The organism is Gardnerella sp. DNF00550, from assembly GCF_049262685.1.
In the GTDB taxonomy this organism is placed as follows: Bacteria; Actinomycetota; Actinomycetes; order Actinomycetales; family Bifidobacteriaceae; genus Bifidobacterium; species Bifidobacterium leopoldii.
Genome location: NZ_CP058397.1, coordinates 1,174,833 through 1,193,266, shown reverse-complemented (window position 1 = coordinate 1,193,266; position 18,434 = coordinate 1,174,833). Strand labels below are relative to the sequence as shown.

The window sequence follows — 18,434 nt, the reverse complement described above, 5'->3', positions numbered from 1 at the left end:
GCCGTTTACCGCGCTTGTACACGCTTATCCCGTTTACTACGCTTGCCGCACGCTTCTTATGCAGCCTTAAAATCAAAAACCCCGGTGCGTGACCGGGGTTAGAGAAAGAAGAGAAGAAGAGAGGTTTAAGTTATTAAAGTCAAATTCAACTACTTGCTTGTAGTTTATTTCCTTTTGATGTATATATAATAACCACCTTATGCTGAGTGCAGTAATGCGATTACCTGTGAATTGTCTGTGAATTTGTAACTATTTTACTGAAATTGCACGTTTTTATCGCTTTTGGGTTATTTCTTATCAGTATTTGCTTAATTTAGTATTTTTGAATGTAAATAATTTATGTAAACTTGCGAACAAAATTGAGTGAGTCGCGGCATATCTGCCGTATGCTTAAAGTATGACTGATTCTGCACAATCCGAAGCTAATGCATCTGCGGCACTTCCTTTATCTGTTTCGGCGCGTTTAGGACGTTTGCAGTTCCATCTTTCTGGTAAATTCCGAGTGCTTCAGTGTGCAGATGTTCAAGATGGGTTACGTATTTCACAAGACACCATTCGACTTATTGCTTCTGCTTGCGATGCTGTGCGACCAGATCTTGTAGTTTTTAGCGGAAACCAGATTGCAGGTTATGAAAAAGTATTTGCAAAAACTTTTCAGCGTAGACGCTGGCAGGAATCTTCCAATATTTCGTCTTCTGATAAGAAGCAATTGGTTGATAAAGTGCATGAATTCGTTGCTAAGTTAATGAAGCCACTAGAAGATCGCAGTATTCCATGGGTTGTTACTTATGGTAATCATGATTTCCAGTGCGGTCTAAATAATGAAGAGCTTGATAAGATATATCAAGATTTTCCATGTTGCATGAATCGTAGTGCTTCTAGTACATCTTCTGCAAGTGCTATGCAATCGACAAAATGTGTGTTGCCAAAGCAGATTATTTTTACATGCGAGCCTGGTACTTTTGCCTTGCCTGTTATGGATGAAAAGCATGAAAAGGTTGTTTTTTCAATAGTTTTAGTTGATTCTGGAGATTATGCTAAATCAGGCGGCTATGGTAGCCCTTCTAAAAAAACTATCGAGTTTATTTCTGGTCTTTCTTCTTATTTGCCTGAGCATATTTGCGTTTTTCAGCATTTTCCATTGCCGCAATATTATCGTGTTCTTCGCGAAGTTCCGCAAGAACTTGCTGCGCGCGAACATGCTATCGAGGGGTATCGTACTTTTGCTGGCCGCTATTATGCTCTTGACGAAAAACATGTTCTGCCAGATGGGTATTTAGGTGAAGGAATTAGCTGCCCTGACGTCGATAGTGGCGAATATGCTGCTTTGCTTGATGCCGGAGCTTTTGCGCTAATTGCCGGTCACGATCACCGCAATTCTTTCGCAGCTAAAGATCCCGAGAGTAATATGCTATTTGTTGCTACTCCTACATGTGGTTTTGGATCTTACGGTCCTGAACCTGCTAAAAGAGGCGTGCGCTTGCTCGAATTTGATATTCGTCATCCGTTTGAACCGCGTACGCAAATGCTTGAATTTGGGAATCTTGTTGGCAAACCTTCTTCCAAAAAAGCCTATACTTATGCTCTTACAGCTGAGTCTGAGCATGAATTGCCAGAAGTAGATTTATTGCGTAAACCATCATTGCTTACTAGATTGATTCGTCGATGGCGTCAACGATCTACGCGCTAATTTAATCAGTTTTAATAGATTGCATGAGCGCGTTGGCAAATATGCCGGTATTATAGTGAATAGTGTTTTAGCGCGAACGAAAGAGGTAAATGTGTCCGCACACAATACGGCTGAACAGAACAACAATAGTGGCATTGACGCTGCAGATGTGTTGCATGTAGAAGGTGGTAAGCCGCTTAATGGCACTATTAAAGTGCGTGGCGCAAAAAACTTTGTTAGCAAAGCTATGGTTGCAGCTTTGTTGGCACCAGGTAAGTCTGTTCTAAAAAACGTTCCTGAAATTCGCGATGTTCATGTAGTTTCTGATCTGTTGCGTTTGCATGGTGTTGACGTTGAGGTTAATGGGCCTGAAGGCATTGTGACAATTGATGCCACAAAAGTGCAGCTCGCAGATGTAGCTGACGTCGACACTCTTTCTGGTTCGTCTCGTATTCCAATTCTTTTTTCTGGTCCTCTTCTTCATCGTCTTGGAGAAGCGTTTATTCCTGCGCTTGGAGGATGCAATATTGGTGGTCGTCCAATTGATTTTCATCTTGAGACGTTGCGTAAACTTGGTGCAAATGTAGATAAAGATCATGAGGATGGTATACATATTACTGCACCTAATGGCTTACATGGCACTAAAATTCATTTGCCTTATCCTTCTGTCGGTGCAACCGAGCAGACTTTGCTTGCAGCGGTTCTTGCAGAAGGTCGTACAGAGCTTTCCGGAGCTGCAATTGAGCCAGAAATCATGGATTTGGTAGCCGTTTTGCAAAAGATGGGTGCGATTATTTCTGTAGACGTTGACCGTACTTTCCGTATTGAAGGAGTAAAAGAGCTTCAAGGATACACTCATACGTCATTAACTGATCGCATTGAAGCAGCTTCTTGGGCTTCTGCTGCTCTTGCAACACACGGAGATGTGTTTATTAAGGGCGCAACTCAGCCAGAAATGATGACTTTCTTAAACGTGTTCCGTAAAGTTGGCGGACAGTTTGATGTTACAGATAAAGGAATTCGTTTTTGGCATCCGGGTGGGGATTTGCATCCTGTTGCTATTGAAACCGATGTGCATCCTGGTTTTATGACTGATTGGCAGCAGCCTCTTGTTGTTGCGCTTACTCAAGCGAAGGGCTTGAGTATTGTGCATGAAACTGTTTATGAAAATCGTTTTGGCTTCACGAAGCCACTTGTGCAAATGGGAGCTATGATTCAGCTTTATCGTGAATGCTTAGGTTCGCTTCCTTGCAGGTTCCAGCAGCGCAATTACAAGCATTCTGCAGTTATTTTCGGACCTACTCCGTTGACAGGTCAAGATATTGACGTACCTGATTTGCGCGGAGGCTTTAGCCATTTGATTGCAGCTCTTACTGCTCAAGGTCCGTCGAATGTGCGCGGAATTTCGCTAATTGATCGAGGATATGCAGATTTTAGAGGCAAACTTTTAGCTTTGGGCGCTAATATCGACTGATATATTCTTCTACTTCTTCTACAAAACGTGAGTTTTGTAGGTTTATAAGCTTTTATCCACAATGCTATAAAAAGCTTTTTTACGCATAAATTTATCGGTACAGTAGTCGCAACTGTAATTCAATTACTCAAAAAATTAACTGAAATATTTGATGAGTAGTTGTAGTTTTCAATATTGCGGAGGCGTAACGATGGTTTGTGTAGGCGGACGCTATCAGCTGCTTGGTGAGCTGGGGCGTGGTGGCACTTCAACAGTCTTTCTTGCTGTTGACACCGTTTTGCACAAGCAATGGGCTGTTAAAGAAACGCTTCTGCAAGGAGACGAAGAGTATCAACAGCATATTATTCAATCCTTACGCGCTGAAGCGAATGTTTTAAAGGAATGCGATCATCCAGCTATTCCGCGAATTGTTGATTTTTTGAAGAAAATGGTAGAGCTTATGCTGTTCGCGATTATGTAAAGGGGCGTTCTTTAAAATCTATTGTAGAAGAATCTGGATTGCAAAATGTTGAAATTGTTCTTGATTTAGGTATGCAACTTTGCTCAATACTTTCTTATTTACATTCGCATTATCCGCCAATTATATACGGTGATCTTAAGCCTTCTCAGGTTATGATTTCAGAAGATGGCACAGTCCGTTTGATTGATTTTGGTGCTGCAACGCAATTATATGCAAACGGGGGAGTGCTTGATTTACGCACAATAGACCAGTGCGACGCTCGATTTGCTACTAATATTTTTACTGCTCCTGAAATTTTGAATGAAAACTCTGCAGCAACTACTTCAAGCGATGTGTATTCGATTGGAATGACATTGCGTTACGCATTATTACCAACTGAAGTGCCTAAAACAAACGTGCAATCTGCTGTACTATTGCCTCATGAGAATCGTGAAGTAGTAGAACAATTAGTGTCTGTGCTCGCAATAGCTACAGCTACTAAACCATCTCATAGATATAAAGATTGCGACGAAATGTTTTCTGCACTGGAAGCGTGTGAGCATACAGAAAAACATTCACAACAATGCGACACTTCTACGAATGTATTGCGACGCAAACAATGCAAAAATAGTTCTAAGCCTAGAAAAAAGCGCTATGCAATTACGGCATTAATTGTTGTAGTGCTAGTTTTTATAGTAATTTTATTCAACTGCTTAGGTTTATTTGTGGGGAATGCTTTTGTAAATCGAAATAAGCAATCTTTTAATGGTGAGCCAAGTAGTAAAAGAATTGAAGCAATACGCAAAAATAATAAAAGTTACGATTCTTACATGCAATTAGCTGAGCGTGAAAGCAATTCGGATATTGCGTGTCGATATATTTCTCATGCAATGCAAGTGCAAAATAGCATGCGCAATAAGAAATATATAAGCAAAATGTCATTTAAACCTCTCCAAATTTTATTGCAAATTCAACTTGCAGATCAGCAATGGAGTGTCAACGAAGAGCAATGTTTTGTTGGTTTGATTAATAAATACGAGCAAAACTTGCGTCCTGTAAATAAAGATTGGTCGAATATTTCTATAGAAATAGGCAAAGCGTATTGGTACTATTTTGCAGGATTTTCTGGAAAAGTTTCGCAAACAGAACGATTATCTCGTATGCGAGTAGCAAAAGTGTGGTTCCAAGAGGCTCAAAAATATGAGAAGGATGCGAATGAAACGTCTTCGCAAACTGTAGAAACTAATTCTGATGACATATCGCATACTGTTTCAAATCAAAAAATGTTAAGCGCGTACATCGCTATTTCTGACGCTTATGCGCAACTTGTTGATGTTTCTAAAGATTGTGCAAGCGTAGAAAGATATAAAAATTATGTGAATCAATTACAGCAGTTAATGCAAATTGTTGAGAAAGATCACGGAGACGTCTTATTCGTGGATACTGGAGAACTAGTTTTGCAATCAATTCATTCGTGGTTGCCAATGTTCCTAGAAAGTGGATCCAGTAAACAAGAAATTCAGCAAATGTGCGAAAAGGCAGAATATCTTCTTAAACAAGCGCATGTGTCAAATGATGAAGCTGTAAGTAGAAAGAAAAACGCAATCGACAGTGTCAAAAAAGTTCAAGACGAAATTAATCTAGCTTTTTTGCAAAAGAAATAAAAGAAATAATAAAAAAGGGGGGAATAAATGTGTAAACAAAGAAATTTGGGGGATATGTGTTTTTTCAAGCGACTTAAATGCGGTTGCGCTCGCATTGGTGTCTATATTGGGATTATTGCATTTATTAGTGTTGCTATAGTTGCTGCATTATTGCCACTTAATTCTATTGCGTATGCGAAAAACAGCTATAACGCAGCCAAAGGATTGCATATAGCAAATGTTTCTGTTATGACAAAACAGAAAACTGTTCGCACTCAAGGCGAGTACATGTTTACTAAACGTTCTGCTTCGCTACTTATAACTTTTGATGGATTGGACGCTTCGGAAATTAGGAACGCGCATAAAGCTACTGTTAGCGTTGGAAGATATCAAATAGTGAGTGCCAAAGCTGATTTAGCTAAGATTGAGGCGGTGTCGTCGCTAGTTAATATTCGTTATAAGATCCGACCTCGAGTATTAGGAATAGTAAGAGTTGAATTGCAAAAAGAAGGAATATATGATTTGCAAGATATCTCTATAAGACTTGCTGCTGTAACAATGCATCCTAAACGCATATGGGGAGGAGTTGACTCTAATCCTCATGTTTCAAAGCAAACTAACTATATTTCTAATGAAAATAGACTTTCTGGCAACAAATTGTGCTCTCGTAAGCCAATATTAAGCATTCCTGATTCAGTTCTGAATGCCTCAGATTTAACAAAAGATAACTCTTATAGCAAGCGTTCACGATATATTGTTATTGATAAAATTGCTCCTCGCTTGAGTGTTAGCTATGATAACAACGCATCGTATGAAGGCAAATATTTTCGTAATAATCGAGCTTCAAGAATATTAATACAGGATGATTCGTTCGTTTTCTCGTATTTGCTTCATGATTCTTATCCTATTGCGAAAGTTTTTGCTGATGGTAAACAGGTTATGGTACTTACAGCTAAAAGCTTTAAAAACGATGGCGTGCATACAAATATGTGGTATGCTGATGTTTCTTTTTCGGGGGATGCTTCTTGGAATGTTCGCTATTGTGTTGAAGATCTATCAGGTAATGTGAGTTCTTCTATCAGTAATAAATTCATTATTGATACGCTTGCGCCAACTGTTTCTATTACTGGAGTGCAACAAGGCGGAGCATATTCTCATGCTGTAGTTCCAATATTAGTTATAAAAGATCGTTGGTTAAAACCTGAAAGCGTAACGTATTCTCTGAGAAGAATGCGATATGCTAAGGAATTGCGTTCTTTTGTGCCTAGAAAAGCCGATTCGCAAAGCGTAAGTGTGCAATACGCAGGTTTTTATAATGGAATTCAAGACGATGATGTGTATCAACTTCAGTGGAGTGCTAAAGATTTAGTAGATCATGTTATTTCTGGTAAGTTGCAATTTTCTATAAATAGAAGCGGTTCATCATTTAGTATAGATAGTTCCACTAAAGCAATGAATCGTAAACAATTGCAAAATGCTAAAGATATTCATATTGAAGAACTCAATCCTAGCGGATTGGCAAGTCCTGCAAAAATTAGTGTTATGCAAGACGGTGTAGAGAAGATTTTGTCAAAACAGGATTTTTCTGTAAACAGTCGCATAGATCATGGCTGGCAACGATTGACTTACACTATTTTCAAACGGAATTTTGCCGATAATGCTCATTATCGTGTACGTGTTATGTCAGTAGACAAAGTAGGAAATCATTCTTGTAGCGAAAGTGCAGTTAGCAAAAAAGAAGGAATGTTGCAATTTGCACCAGCTTCCGTGCAATTTACAGTAGATAATCTTGCTCCAATCGCAACAGTGTTTGATATGCAAAATAATTCTACTTATCGCACTAATAAAGAAGGAAAAACTTTACGTATTAGTGCAAAAGATAACATAGCATTGCAATATGTAACAATCGATGTTGATGGTAAAACAAATCGCATTTGGAACGGTAAAGATGTGAATAAATCAGTTTTATCTACAAAACTAAAACCAGACGGTTTTACTCATGACGTATTAGTAAAAGCTGCAGATTATGCGGGAAATATAACAATTTTGCAATATAAAAATGTAAAAATTGTTTCTATTGCAAATAAGCTTGTAAAAAAATCTGAAGCAGATAAAAAAATCTAAAAATAGCGAGAGTAAAGACACTGATAGTTCTGATGATGGTTCAGATGATGGCTCCGACAATAGCTCCGATAACGATGATTGGATAGCTCGTTCGCAAGTGAAAAAATCGGAAAAATCTTTTGAAAATGCTGATTCCTTTAAACGAAACTCGGTAAATTATATAGGAATTGTGGCTTATATTTGTGCTGGAATTATAGCAATTCTTTGTGCTGTATTAGGAATTAGCATTATTTTTAAAAAGAAAATTAACGTAAGTAAGCTGTTTTAATAGTTTTAATGGTTTTGATAGTTTCGATAGATTTGATAGGCATTGTGCAAGAAAATAAAAAGCCCACTGCGGTGGAATGAATGCAGTGGGCTTAGTGGAGCTAATGGTAATCGAAACCACGACCTCTTCGATGCGAACGAAGCGCTCTACCAACTGAGCTATAGCCCCAATGTCTAAGACAAATCATCTTACGACAACTCTGCACACTGTACTACAAAGCTTGTATAAAAACAACATTTCTTGTAGTGCAGCGTGCTTGAGTGTCGTAAGTTAAAATACTAGTTTATTTGTTTTCTTTATTAAGTTTTGCTGTTTTCTTTGCTTTGTGTGCTTTGTATAAACCAATAAAAGTTGGCACAAGCGAAATAAGCAAAATTGCAACAATTACTAATTCAAAATTCTTCTGTACAAAATCAATCTTGCCGAAGAAATATCCAAGAAATGTGAAAAGCGACGACCAAATGAGACCGCCTAGTACAGAAAATGGTGTGAAGCGTATCCAACGCATTCCAGAAATTCCGGAAATAAACGGCATAAAAGTGCGTATGAATGGGAAGAATCTACCCAAGAATACTGCCAGCGGACCCCATTTATCAATCATTTTTTCGGTTTTTGCAACTCGTTCTGGAGTGAGCGCTTTTACTTTCCCAGATTCTACAATCTTTCGTCCGAAGAAATGACCAATAAAGTAATTGCACTGATCGCCAATAATTGGGGCTAGCCACACTACGGCAAGTAATAGTGGAAGTGGAAGCGCGCTATGACCTGTTTGAGCGTCAGGAGCTGCAAAAAAGCCTGCTGCAAAAAGAAGTGAATCTCCTGGGAGGAATGGGAAGAATACTACGCCTGTTTCAATAAAAACAATGAGAAAAATAAGGCCTAATGCTGGAGCTGTGCCCATTGCAATCCAACTTGCAATAGCTGAGCGTGGATCCTTGAGTAGGTTAACAATAAAATGAATAAATCCCATAATGTCCTGTCATAAATTTTGCGTATTTAGTGACGCTTGTTAATTAAAAATCAAGCGAAACAACTGTTATTTTGAGCCTAGCAGTCGCCATAAACGGTTGACACTTTTTGTGCACACGCTATCAGTTAATTGCGTTATAACATACAATAATAATTAGTAATGTAATGTTGCATGGTTAAAACTTGAGAAATTGCTTGGCGATTAAAGATTGGCAGGAGAAGTAACGCATGAAGTTAAATGATGAGCATGATGGTGAACATCCACAAAGTTTTGCTCCGCTAAGGCCTAGAAAACGTTCTGCTCGCGTAATCAATGCTAATGAAGTTCCGAAAAAGAATGATGATTCGAAAAGCAAAATTCCTGACGAATATTTAAACATTGGTTTGCCGGAAACAGACTTATCGATTGCTGATTTTTCTCGTAAGCATTCTAATCCAAAGAATTGGTGGATTTATTTTGGCGTTCTGCTTGTCGCTATTGTTATTCCGTATTGGATTGGTCGCACTATGGCAGCTCGTCATACTTCGTGGGTTATTTCGCATTGCTCTGGATTATCTTCACAAGGTGTTGTTTTTATTTCGTGGGTAATCACAGTGTCTGCTTTTACAAGTCTTGCCATGGCGTTAATTGACACTCATCGTTGGATTTGGCGGATAATGTTTGCTGTTTTTCTGGCTTTAGAACAACTTATTGCCGGATTATGCATGCTAAACATGAGCTTTTGGTATTCGACGTATGTGGTTTATGGTCACGCTTCAGGTTTAGCGAATGCGGCAAATCTTGGCATTATTTCTGCAGGTATTGGAGTAGCTGTATTTGCTGTCATTTTTGTTGGTTTGCTTGTCATTGTTCCTAAAACCTCGGCTTTGAATGTTCTTACGCGTAGTTGGGCGTCGTTCATAATGTTTTATGCAATTGAGGTTTTGGCAATATTAGCGGTTATTTTTGGTGGTTTTTTGACAGCAATGTAATATTTAGATTTTGCGAAAATAAGTTGTTTGCAAGTGGTTGTACAATAGACGTTTGGCGTGTAACGCCCGCGGATTGAGAGCGCTACAGCAGAAGGTTGTGGCACCGCGCAGTGATATTAAGGAGGACGCCGTGGCATTAACGGCTGAAGATAAGAAGAACATTATCAACGAATACGCGACGCACGAGGGTGACACGGGTTCCCCAGAAGTGCAGGTCGCTTTGCTTAGCAAGCGCATTGCTGACCTTACTGAGCACTTGAAGGAGCACAAGCACGATCATCATTCTCGTCGTGGTTTGTTGCTTATGGTTGGTGATCGTCGTCGTCTTCTCGATTACTTGAAGCGTGTTGATATCAACCGTTATCGTTCTTTGATTGAACGACTCGGCTTGCGTCGATAGTCTTATTGCCCGAGCTTAAGCTCGGGCTTTTGTATTATTTATACGTTTTGCTTAATTATTAAATACATAAATTGTTCACTCATGCGCAATATTTGGGGAAAGTGTAGTGGGCAATATTTAAAATTTATAATTAAAAAGTAATTTATAACTAAAAAGAATTAACAAATAATTCAACACATAATTGAAAATTGAAGCATAACTTAATACGGATGATTGAAGTAACCGAAACAAAAAACACTACGAAATATTGACGTAACGCAAGTGTTGCAAAGAGTGCAAATATTCGCATATAGGTAATAATGCGAAGTCGTCAATGTTATTACGCATGTTGGTTGATTAGGTAAGTTAAGAAAAGGAGGAACCCGTGGAGGGTCCCGAAATTAAGGCTGTAGAAGCCGTTATTGATAATGGTTCATTTGGTAAGCGTACGCTACGCTTTGAAACTGGTCGACTTGCTCAGCAAGCAGATGGTGCTGTTGCCGCATATTTGGATGACGATTCCATGATTTTGTCGACGACGACTGCAGGATCTAGCCCGAAGGAAAATTACGACTTCTTCCCATTGACTGTTGATGTGGAAGAAAAAATGTATGCTGCTGGAAAGATTCCAGGTTCGTTCTTCCGCCGTGAAGGTCGTCCTTCTAACGAAGCAACGTTGGCATGCCGTATTATTGATCGCCCGTTGCGTCCATTGTTCCCACACACTTTACGTAACGAAGTGCAAGTTGTTGAAACAATTTTGGCAATTAATCCAGATGATGCTTACGATGTTATTGCTTTGAATGCGGCGTCTGCATCTACTATGATTTCTGGCTTGCCATTTGAGGGTCCAGTTTCCGGCGTTCGTTTGGCTTTGATTGATGGCCAGTGGGTTGCTTTCCCACGTTGGAGTGAGCGCGAGCGTGCAGTATTTGAAATTGTTGTGGCTGGTCGTGTGATTGAAAATGGCGATGTTGCTATTGCAATGATTGAAGCTGGTGCTGGTAAGAATGCTTGGAATTTGATTTACAATGATGGTCAAACCAAGCCAGATGAGCAAGTTGTAGCCGGAGGTTTGGAAGCTGCAAAGCCATTTATTAAGGTTATTTGCGATGCTCAAAATGAGTTGAAGCGTATTGCAGCTAAGGAAACTAAGGAATTCCAACTCTTCCCAGAATATACTGACGAACTTTATGCTCGTATTGACGAGATTGCTCATGCTGATTTAAATGAAGCTCTTTCTATTGCTGAAAAGCTTCCTCGTCAAGATCGTATCGCTGAAATTAAAGAAGGCGTGCGTGCTGCAATCGCTGAAGAATTCACTGATATGGACGAAGCCGAAAAGGAAAAGGAACTCGGCAATGCGTTTAAAGAATTGCAGCGTCAAATTGTTCGCCGTCGTATTTTGACTGAAGATTATCGTATTGATGGTCGTGGTTTGCGCGATATTCGTACGCTTTCTGCAGAAGTTGATGTTGTGCCTCGCGTACACGGTTCTGCACTCTTCCAGCGTGGTGAAACCCAGATTTTGGGTGTGACTACTTTGAATATGCTTAAGATGGAGCAGCAGGTTGATGCGCTTTCTGGTCCACAGACTAAGCGTTATATGCACAACTACGAAATGCCTCCATACTCCACTGGTGAAACTGGTCGCGTTGGTTCTCCAAAGCGTCGTGAAATTGGTCACGGTGCTTTAGCTGAGAAGGCTTTGGTTCCAGTATTGCCTGGACGCGAAGAGTTCCCATACGCTATTCGTCAGGTGTCTGAAGCTATTGGTTCTAACGGTTCTACTTCTATGGGTTCCGTTTGCGCTTCTACGCTTTCTTTGCTTGCTGCTGGCGTGCCTTTGAAAGCTCCAGTTGCTGGTATTGCTATGGGCTTAGTTTCTGGCGATGTTGATGGAAAGCATATCTTTAAGACTTTGACTGATATTCTTGGTGCAGAAGATGCATTTGGTGATATGGACTTCAAGGTTGCTGGTACTTCCGAATTCATCACTGCTTTGCAGCTCGATACGAAGCTTGACGGTATTCCAGCTGATATTTTGGCTGCCGCTTTGCAGCAGGCACATGAAGCTCGTACAACGATTCTTGAAGTTATTAACGAGTGCATTGATTGCCCAGCTGAGATGAGCCCATTTGCTCCACGCATTATTACAACCACAATTCCTGTAGACAAGATTGGTGAAGTAATCGGACCTAAGGGCAAGATGATTAACCAAATTCAGGAAGAAACTGGTGCTGAAATCGCTATTGAAGATGACGGTACTGTTTACATTTCTTCTGAAGGCGGCGAAGCTGCTGAGAAAGCTAAGGGAATCATCGATTCTATTGCAAATCCTCGCGTGCCAAAAGCTGGTGAAACTTTTACAGGCAAGGTTGTTAAGACCACAAGTTTTGGAGCTTTTGTGAATTTGACTCCTGGAACTGACGGTTTGCTTCACATTTCACAGATTCGCAATTTAGCAAATGGTGAGCGCATTGACACTGTTGAAGATGTGCTGAAGGAAGGCGATAATGTTGAAGTTATCGTACAAAGCGTAGATGAGCGTGGCAAGATTTCTTTGGCTATTCCAGGTTTTGAAGATCAAGAATCTTCTGCTCCAGCGGTGCGTGAAAATCGTTCCCGCGGTTCTCGCGACGATCGCGATTCTCGTGATTCTCGTGGCGATTACCGTCGTTCTCGCCGTGACGATCGCGATAATCATGATCGTGCGGATCGTGCAGAGCGTCCTCGTCGCCGCATGCGCGATGATCGTGACGATCGAGATCGCATGGATCGAAATGACCGATACGCGGATCGCGATAACCGTTATGATGACCGCAGCACTCGTCGCGACGACCGTCGTGCAGATCGTGATGACCGTTATAGTGATAACGATTTTGATGAGCGTCCTCGTCGCCGCGTGCGCGATGATCGTGACGATCGTTACGAAAATCGCGACGATCGTGAAGAGCGTGCAGACCGTGACGACCGTGAAGATCGTTCAAATCGTCGAGATTCAGAAAATCGTCGCGTATCTGATCGAAAGCCGCGTTATGCAGCTGATGACGATCACTATGACGAGTATCGTTCGGCTCGTGAAGAGCGCGCAGAGCGTCCTCGTCGCCGCGTGCGTCGCGATTTTGATCCATTTGAGGAAGATTAATCGCGCAAATAGTATTAAAGCAAAATTATTGCTAGATACTAAGTAAAAAATAAATATTCGTAGAAATGCCTTCAAGCTGCGTTTGCGTTTGGAGGCATTTCTTTTAGATAGCTATTTAAATGTTTTATGTAATCTGTGCAATAAAATAAAATATAAAAAGTAGTAAAATATTGTGACTGCGTAAAGTAGCGTAATGCAATAATAAATACTTACGGAAAATATAAAACTTACAAAATAGGGGTGAAATATGGTCATGCATCGCGCATTAGGTTCGTTTGATACAACCGCTATTGGTTTTGGCGAAATGCCATTGACAATAGAAAATAATCTTGGTCACGATATGGGAATTAAGACAATTCACGCAGCTCTTGATGCAGGTTGTACGCATATTGACACAGCTTGGGCATATTACTGCTCTGGCGGCGAGGAACAAACTGGTGAAAAGCTTGTTCGTGAGGCTTTAGAAAGCTGGAAAGGCGACAAATCTTCTATTTTAGTTGCAACAAAAGTCGGTCACTTCCGTAACTTTACTGACGGACGACCAACGTGGGGTAAGGATGGTAAGCCAGAGCATTTGATTCGTCACGCTAAAGAGTCTGCAATGGCTTTAGGCGTTGACACTATTGACTTGCTTTACTTCCACAGGCCAGATCCGGAAGTTCCATACAATGAGTCTATTGAAGCAATGCAACAGTTGCTTGACGAAGGTGTGGCTCGAGAAATCGGTATTTCTAACGCTTCTGTAGAGCAAATCGATATTGCACGCAATATTTTAGGAGAAAAGCTAGTAGCAGTGCAAAATCAATATTCTCCAGTTCATTTAGAGAATGAAGATACGTTGCAATATTGTGAAAAGCTTGGAATTGCTTTTGTTTGCTGGAGTCCTCTTGGTGGATTCCGTCATCCTTATGACGAGCATCTTTTCGATCCATTCCGCAAAGTTGCAGAAAATCATGGCGTAAGCTATCAGCAAGTAGTTTTGGCTTGGGAACTAGCTAAAGGCGATCACATATTCGTAATTCCTGGAGCTCACAGACCAGCTACAATTTTAGATAGTTTGAAAGCTTCCGATTTGCAATTAAGCAATGAAGAATTGGCTTATTTAGGCTGAAAGAAAACAATAAAATGCAAGAAACAAGCGTAACTGGTATGCCGTTGCCTCACGAAGATGAGGACGGTACGCCAATTCCTGTGACTATTCCGGTGGCTTTAGGAACTCACACTCATGCAGTTTTTACTACTAGATTGGGTGGAATTTCTGAAGGCTCATTTGCTTCACTTAATTTAGGCGGACGCGCAGGAGATAGTGAGGAGGCTGTAGCAAGCAATCGCGCAGCTTTACAAAAAGCTTTGCAAGCTGACTTGTCGCTTGTTGCTCAAGTTCATAGCAGAGAAGTATTTGACGCAGATAGTGTAGTAGATTCATGGAATACTTCTTACGGCTTTGATGCAACAGGTTTTGCGGATTCGCAATTGAGAATTGAAGCAGATGCGCAAGTTTCAACTGCGTGCTCGCTTGCATTAGGAATGTTTGCTGCAGATTGTTTGCCAGTTTTACTTGCGGACGACGAAGCTGGAGTAATCGCTGCAGCGCATTGTGGGCGAAAAGGATTGATGGCTGGAGTGCTTGATGCTGTTATCGAAGCAATGTGCGAAAAGGGAGCTGAGCGTTCTCGTATAACAGCAGTGCTCGGTCCATGTATTTGTGGAGATTGCTACGAAGTTGGTGAGAGTATTGCGCGCGATTTTGAAAAACGTTACCCGCAAACTGTAACAAAAACTCGTTTCGGTGGAATCGGTATTGATATTGCTGAAGCTGCTCGCATTGATTTAGCACTCGCAGGAGTTGCGAATATTGTTGACGCTTTGCCGCGAGTTACAGCTGCAACGCAATATTTATCTGAAGATGAGGAATTGCGTACGATTTGCGAAGTAGATGGGGAAGGTGAATCTTTGCCAGAACGTTTGCAAAATTTGCAAAACCCAATGTGCACTTTGGAAAATCCACTCTGGTATTCTCATCGACGTGCTAGTTTAGCTGGAAAATCGCATGAAGGTAGACTTCTTGCTTTAGTAATTCGCGACAAATAATCACATATGCTATATAAACAGTACTGTATTTGAGCTAGGTAGTAAGTGCAGTTGTGTGAGCTTAGCAAAAACGTGCGCAACACACGAGTGTTTTTTGCTTGTAAGTGATAGCGTTGATTCTGATGGTGTAGCACAGCGTTTTGTGCAGCTGTGTGGGGGCTTGTGAAAGGAATATTATGGTGGCTGATTTATTCCCAACCGCGTTGCGTGGGTACGATAAAGACAAGGTAAATGAAGCATTTGCAAACTATGAGCGTACTATTTCTCGTCTGCGTGAACAAGTGCGTTCAAGTGATGAATCAATTTTGCAATTACAAGCGCAATTGCAAGAAGAAAAAAATAATGTAAAACGTGCCAAAAGCGGAAATACTTTTGCGTCTTTAGGTGCAAATGCGCAACAATTGCTGGCATCTGCAGAGCAAACTAGTTCTCAATTGCTTGAGCGCGCTAAGCAAGATGCTGCATCAATTAAAAAGAATGCACAAGCACAAGCCGGAACTTTGCTGAACAATGCAAAGCTGGATGCTGCACATTTAATGCAAGAAGCACAAACTAAAGCAGACACAATGCTTTCCAATGCCACGCAAAAGTCGACACAACTTATGCAAGCTGCGCAAGAAGATTCTGCACGTTTGCGCGATACTACTGCTAAAGATGTGCAAGCTCAAAAAGACGCTGCAGAATTAGCTTTACAAAACGCTCAAGAAGAACATACAAAGCGTATGGCTTCAGAGCGCGCGCAACAAGAAAGCAGTATTTCGCAACTTAAGTCGGAAGCTGCTCAAAAAATTGCTGAGCAGCGTGCGGCTGCAAACGAAGAGATTGCGCGTGCTAAGGCTGAAACAAACGATCAGATTGAATCTGCTCTCGCTGAAGCAAATAAAAAGCTTGCTGATATGCGCGAACACGCTTCGAAGATGATGGCTGACGCACAGCGCAAAGCTGGCGAAATTACGGATGCTGCTGCCGCTAAAGCTCAAGAAATTGCAGATGATGCTCAAGTTGAACGTACGCGTACGTTAAGCCAAGTTAGTGCAGAAGTTGAGCAGATTCGCGCAGATATTGCTGCTCAACAGGAGGAAGCTACAAAGAAAGTCAATGCCTTGCTTTCTGGCTTGAAAGAGAAAGAAAGTGCAGCTCAGGAAGAAGCAGATGCTTTGGTTGCTCGCGCAAAAACTGTTCATCAAGAAGCTGACGAATATGCAGCGCAAACGCATCAGGCTGCGGATAGTCAGGCTGCTGATATTGTGCGCAAAGCTATGCAGGAGGCGACTGCTCAGGTTGAAGAGCGTAGAGCTGCAGCACAACAAGAGCTTGATGGCATGACGACTCGATTAACCCAATTGCAGCATCGTGAGGCAACTATTACGCAGCGAGTTACGGAATTGCGCTCGCTGTTTGCGAATGCTTTCTCTGGATTTGATTTTGGAGATGCTCAACAAAACCAACAAGTTGCGCAAGCTTCTGACGATAATGAGGATTCGGCGAATGCTCAATCTTCTGCGGATGCGAAGCAGGCTCAGCGAGATGTTCAAGCTGCGTTGGCTGAATCTGAGGAAGCTAGTGAAGCTAACGAGTCTCAAGAAAACCAAGACACAGATAATCAATAAAGAAAATATTATAAAATTTGTAGATTGGCTTAAGTATCGTACGTTAGAATGTGCTGGTATTTGAATAAATATTTGAAATAAATATTGATAATTAACAGGAAAGGTAGCATTGTGACTGAAATCACTGCTCTAACTGATGAAAAATTACAAGGTTTGCGTGAGGATTTTGACGCAAATCCTTTAAACCGTTTAGCTATGAATGGTGTGACTGCTGCTGGTATTGATAAAGTCGCGCGTAATTATGATCGTGCGCGCTTATTGCAGCGTCGTTTTTCTACCATTGTTGATAACGGAGATGCAACACATCAGGATCGTTCTGGCCGTTGCTGGCTGTTTAGCTCGTTGAACGTGGCTCGTTTCATTGCGAAGAAATCCCTTGGATTGAAGGAATTTGAGTTTTCTCAGAACTACGCAATGTACTACGACAAGCTTGAGCGAATTAACTACTTCTTGAAGGATGTTGCTGCTTTGGTGCGTGCAGGTGAGCCTTCAGATTCTCGTTTGATTCAGCATTTGTTGCATGACGTTATGGGCGATGGCGGTCAGTGGACCATGGCTATGAACGTTTACAAGAAGTATGGTGCTGTTCCTAAGGATTTGTTCCCAGAAACCGCTTCTTCTAAGAATACTGGTGCTATGAATACGCAGTTGCGTGCGCTTTTGCATACTGCTGTTGCTCATATGTATGCGAATGCCACTGAAATTGATGAGATTATTGCGGATGCTACTGCTGCAGGTCACAGGATTTTGACAATTCACTTGGGTGAGCCACCTAAGAGCTTCGATTGGGAGTGGACTGATGGCGACGGCAAGTTCCATCGCGATGGTGAGATTACGCCAGTTGAGTTCTGGAAGAAGTACGTGAATGCTGGTCTTGAGGATTATGTGTGCTTGGTTGACGATCCTCGCGCTGAACATCCTAAGGGCAAGAAAATTGCTATTGAGCACTTGGGTAATGTTGCTGGCGGAGACGCAACCGAATATTTGAACGTGCCAAACCAGTTTATGAAGGATTGCGTGCGTAAGATTTTGGTTGAGAAGGGCATTCCAGTGTGGTTTGGTGCCGACTGCCATCCTATGATGGATCGCGAGAATGGCGCTTGGGCTACTGATTTGTTCGAGTATGGTCGCGTTTATGGCGTTGATTTTGATTTGGATAAGGAAGCGCGTGTGCGTTTTGCTGATTCTGCCATGAATCACGCTATGGCTTTTGCTGGTGTGGATGTTGCTGACGATGGCACTACTACTCGCCGCTGGCGCGTTGAGAACTCTTGGGGCACTGATATTGCAGATAAGGGTTACTTTACGATGAGTGACGATTGGTTTACTGAGTACGTGTATGAGGTTGCAGTGCCGAAGAATCTGCTTCCGGAAGAATATCGCAAAGCCCTAGAAGAACCAGCAATTGTTTTGCCGGCGTGGGATCCAATGGGCGCTTTGGCTTAGCTTAAGCGCATTGGGCGCTTAAGCTACTCCAAAGCGCCGCGCTCACTATTGCGAAAAGCACAGTGTGCTTTTCGCGTGAGCGCGGCGGTGCTTGCATCTTTATTCAAGATGCAAGCACCGACCACATCAAATGTGGTTGTGCTTTCAACGCAAGCTCGGCGGTGTTCTCGTCTTTATCTTAAGACGAGAACACCGACCACAC

At 41.6% G+C, this 18,434-nt stretch carries 11 protein-coding genes, 1 tRNA gene and 1 pseudogene; 11 read left to right on the top strand and 2 right to left on the bottom strand.

The features are described 5' to 3' along the window. Window positions 1-397: 397 nt before the first annotated feature. From HXT29_RS04755 to HXT29_RS04740, 4 genes and pseudogenes are all read left to right on the top strand, one after another. Window positions 398-1,690: a metallophosphoesterase gene (locus HXT29_RS04755; RefSeq protein ID WP_004105623.1), complete on the top strand. Its 1,293-nt coding sequence runs from the start codon at window positions 398-400 to the stop codon at window positions 1,688-1,690. 91 nt (window positions 1,691-1,781) lie between these two features. Beyond that, window positions 1,782-3,143: a UDP-N-acetylglucosamine 1-carboxyvinyltransferase gene (murA, locus tag HXT29_RS04750; RefSeq protein WP_004109784.1), complete on the top strand. Its 1,362-nt coding sequence runs from the start codon at window positions 1,782-1,784 to the stop codon at window positions 3,141-3,143. Between the two features lie 151 nt (window positions 3,144-3,294). Next, window positions 3,295-5,246, top strand: a pseudogene (locus tag HXT29_RS04745) (serine/threonine protein kinase). A 27-nt stretch (window positions 5,247-5,273) separates the two neighbouring features. Further along, entirely contained in the window at window positions 5,274-7,349 is a 2,076-nt protein-coding gene (locus HXT29_RS04740) for a hypothetical protein (protein ID WP_422118318.1), read from the top strand. 363 nt (window positions 7,350-7,712) lie between these two features. On the opposite strand, the gene HXT29_RS04735 is transcribed toward HXT29_RS04740, so the two are convergent. Next, window positions 7,713-7,785, bottom strand: a tRNA-Ala gene (locus tag HXT29_RS04735). 115 nt (window positions 7,786-7,900) lie between these two features. Continuing rightward, window positions 7,901-8,587 (bottom strand): DedA family protein, encoded by a 687-nt coding sequence (locus HXT29_RS04730; protein WP_004105614.1) that lies wholly within the window; start codon window positions 8,585-8,587, stop codon window positions 7,901-7,903. Between the two features lie 227 nt (window positions 8,588-8,814). On the opposite strand from HXT29_RS04730, the gene HXT29_RS04725 reads away from it, so the two are divergent. The 7 genes from HXT29_RS04725 (at window position 8,815) to HXT29_RS04695 (ending at window position 18,232) form a co-directional block, all read left to right on the top strand. After that, entirely contained in the window at window positions 8,815-9,558 is a 744-nt protein-coding gene (locus tag HXT29_RS04725; protein ID WP_112928870.1) for a teichoic acid transporter, read from the top strand. A 130-nt stretch (window positions 9,559-9,688) separates the two neighbouring features. Beyond that, window positions 9,689-9,958 (top strand): 30S ribosomal protein S15, encoded by a 270-nt coding sequence (gene rpsO, locus HXT29_RS04720; protein ID WP_004109774.1) that lies wholly within the window; start codon window positions 9,689-9,691, stop codon window positions 9,956-9,958. Between the two features lie 364 nt (window positions 9,959-10,322). Next, window positions 10,323-13,085, top strand: coding sequence for a polyribonucleotide nucleotidyltransferase (locus tag HXT29_RS04715; RefSeq protein ID WP_004105607.1), 2,763 nt, complete (start codon window positions 10,323-10,325; stop codon window positions 13,083-13,085). 247 nt (window positions 13,086-13,332) lie between these two features. Next, on the top strand, window positions 13,333-14,196 hold the full coding sequence (locus HXT29_RS04710) for an aldo/keto reductase (RefSeq protein ID WP_064340693.1): 864 nt from the start codon (window positions 13,333-13,335) through the stop codon (window positions 14,194-14,196). 14 nt (window positions 14,197-14,210) lie between these two features. Next, complete coding sequence (locus tag HXT29_RS04705; protein WP_004105603.1) at window positions 14,211-15,176, top strand: polyphenol oxidase family protein; 966 nt, start codon at window positions 14,211-14,213, stop codon at window positions 15,174-15,176. A gap of 176 nt (window positions 15,177-15,352) precedes the next feature. After that, complete coding sequence (locus tag HXT29_RS04700; RefSeq protein ID WP_004574116.1) at window positions 15,353-16,786, top strand: hypothetical protein; 1,434 nt, start codon at window positions 15,353-15,355, stop codon at window positions 16,784-16,786. 111 nt (window positions 16,787-16,897) lie between these two features. Next, complete coding sequence (locus HXT29_RS04695; protein ID WP_101885870.1) at window positions 16,898-18,232, top strand: C1 family peptidase; 1,335 nt, start codon at window positions 16,898-16,900, stop codon at window positions 18,230-18,232. Window positions 18,233-18,434 lie beyond the last annotated feature (202 nt).

Coding starts and splice junctions, on each gene's coding strand:
- HXT29_RS04755 (WP_004105623.1), top strand. CDS start 398: ATGACTGATTCTGCACAATCCGAAGCTAATGCATCTGCGGCACTTCCT.
- HXT29_RS04740 (WP_422118318.1), top strand. CDS start 5,274: ATGTGTAAACAAAGAAATTTGGGGGATATGTGTTTTTTCAAGCGACTT.
- HXT29_RS04730 (WP_004105614.1), bottom strand. CDS start 8,587: ATGGGATTTATTCATTTTATTGTTAACCTACTCAAGGATCCACGCTCA.
- HXT29_RS04725 (WP_112928870.1), top strand. CDS start 8,815: ATGAAGTTAAATGATGAGCATGATGGTGAACATCCACAAAGTTTTGCT.
- HXT29_RS04710 (WP_064340693.1), top strand. CDS start 13,333: ATGGTCATGCATCGCGCATTAGGTTCGTTTGATACAACCGCTATTGGT.
- HXT29_RS04705 (WP_004105603.1), top strand. CDS start 14,211: ATGCAAGAAACAAGCGTAACTGGTATGCCGTTGCCTCACGAAGATGAG.
- HXT29_RS04700 (WP_004574116.1), top strand. CDS start 15,353: ATGGTGGCTGATTTATTCCCAACCGCGTTGCGTGGGTACGATAAAGAC.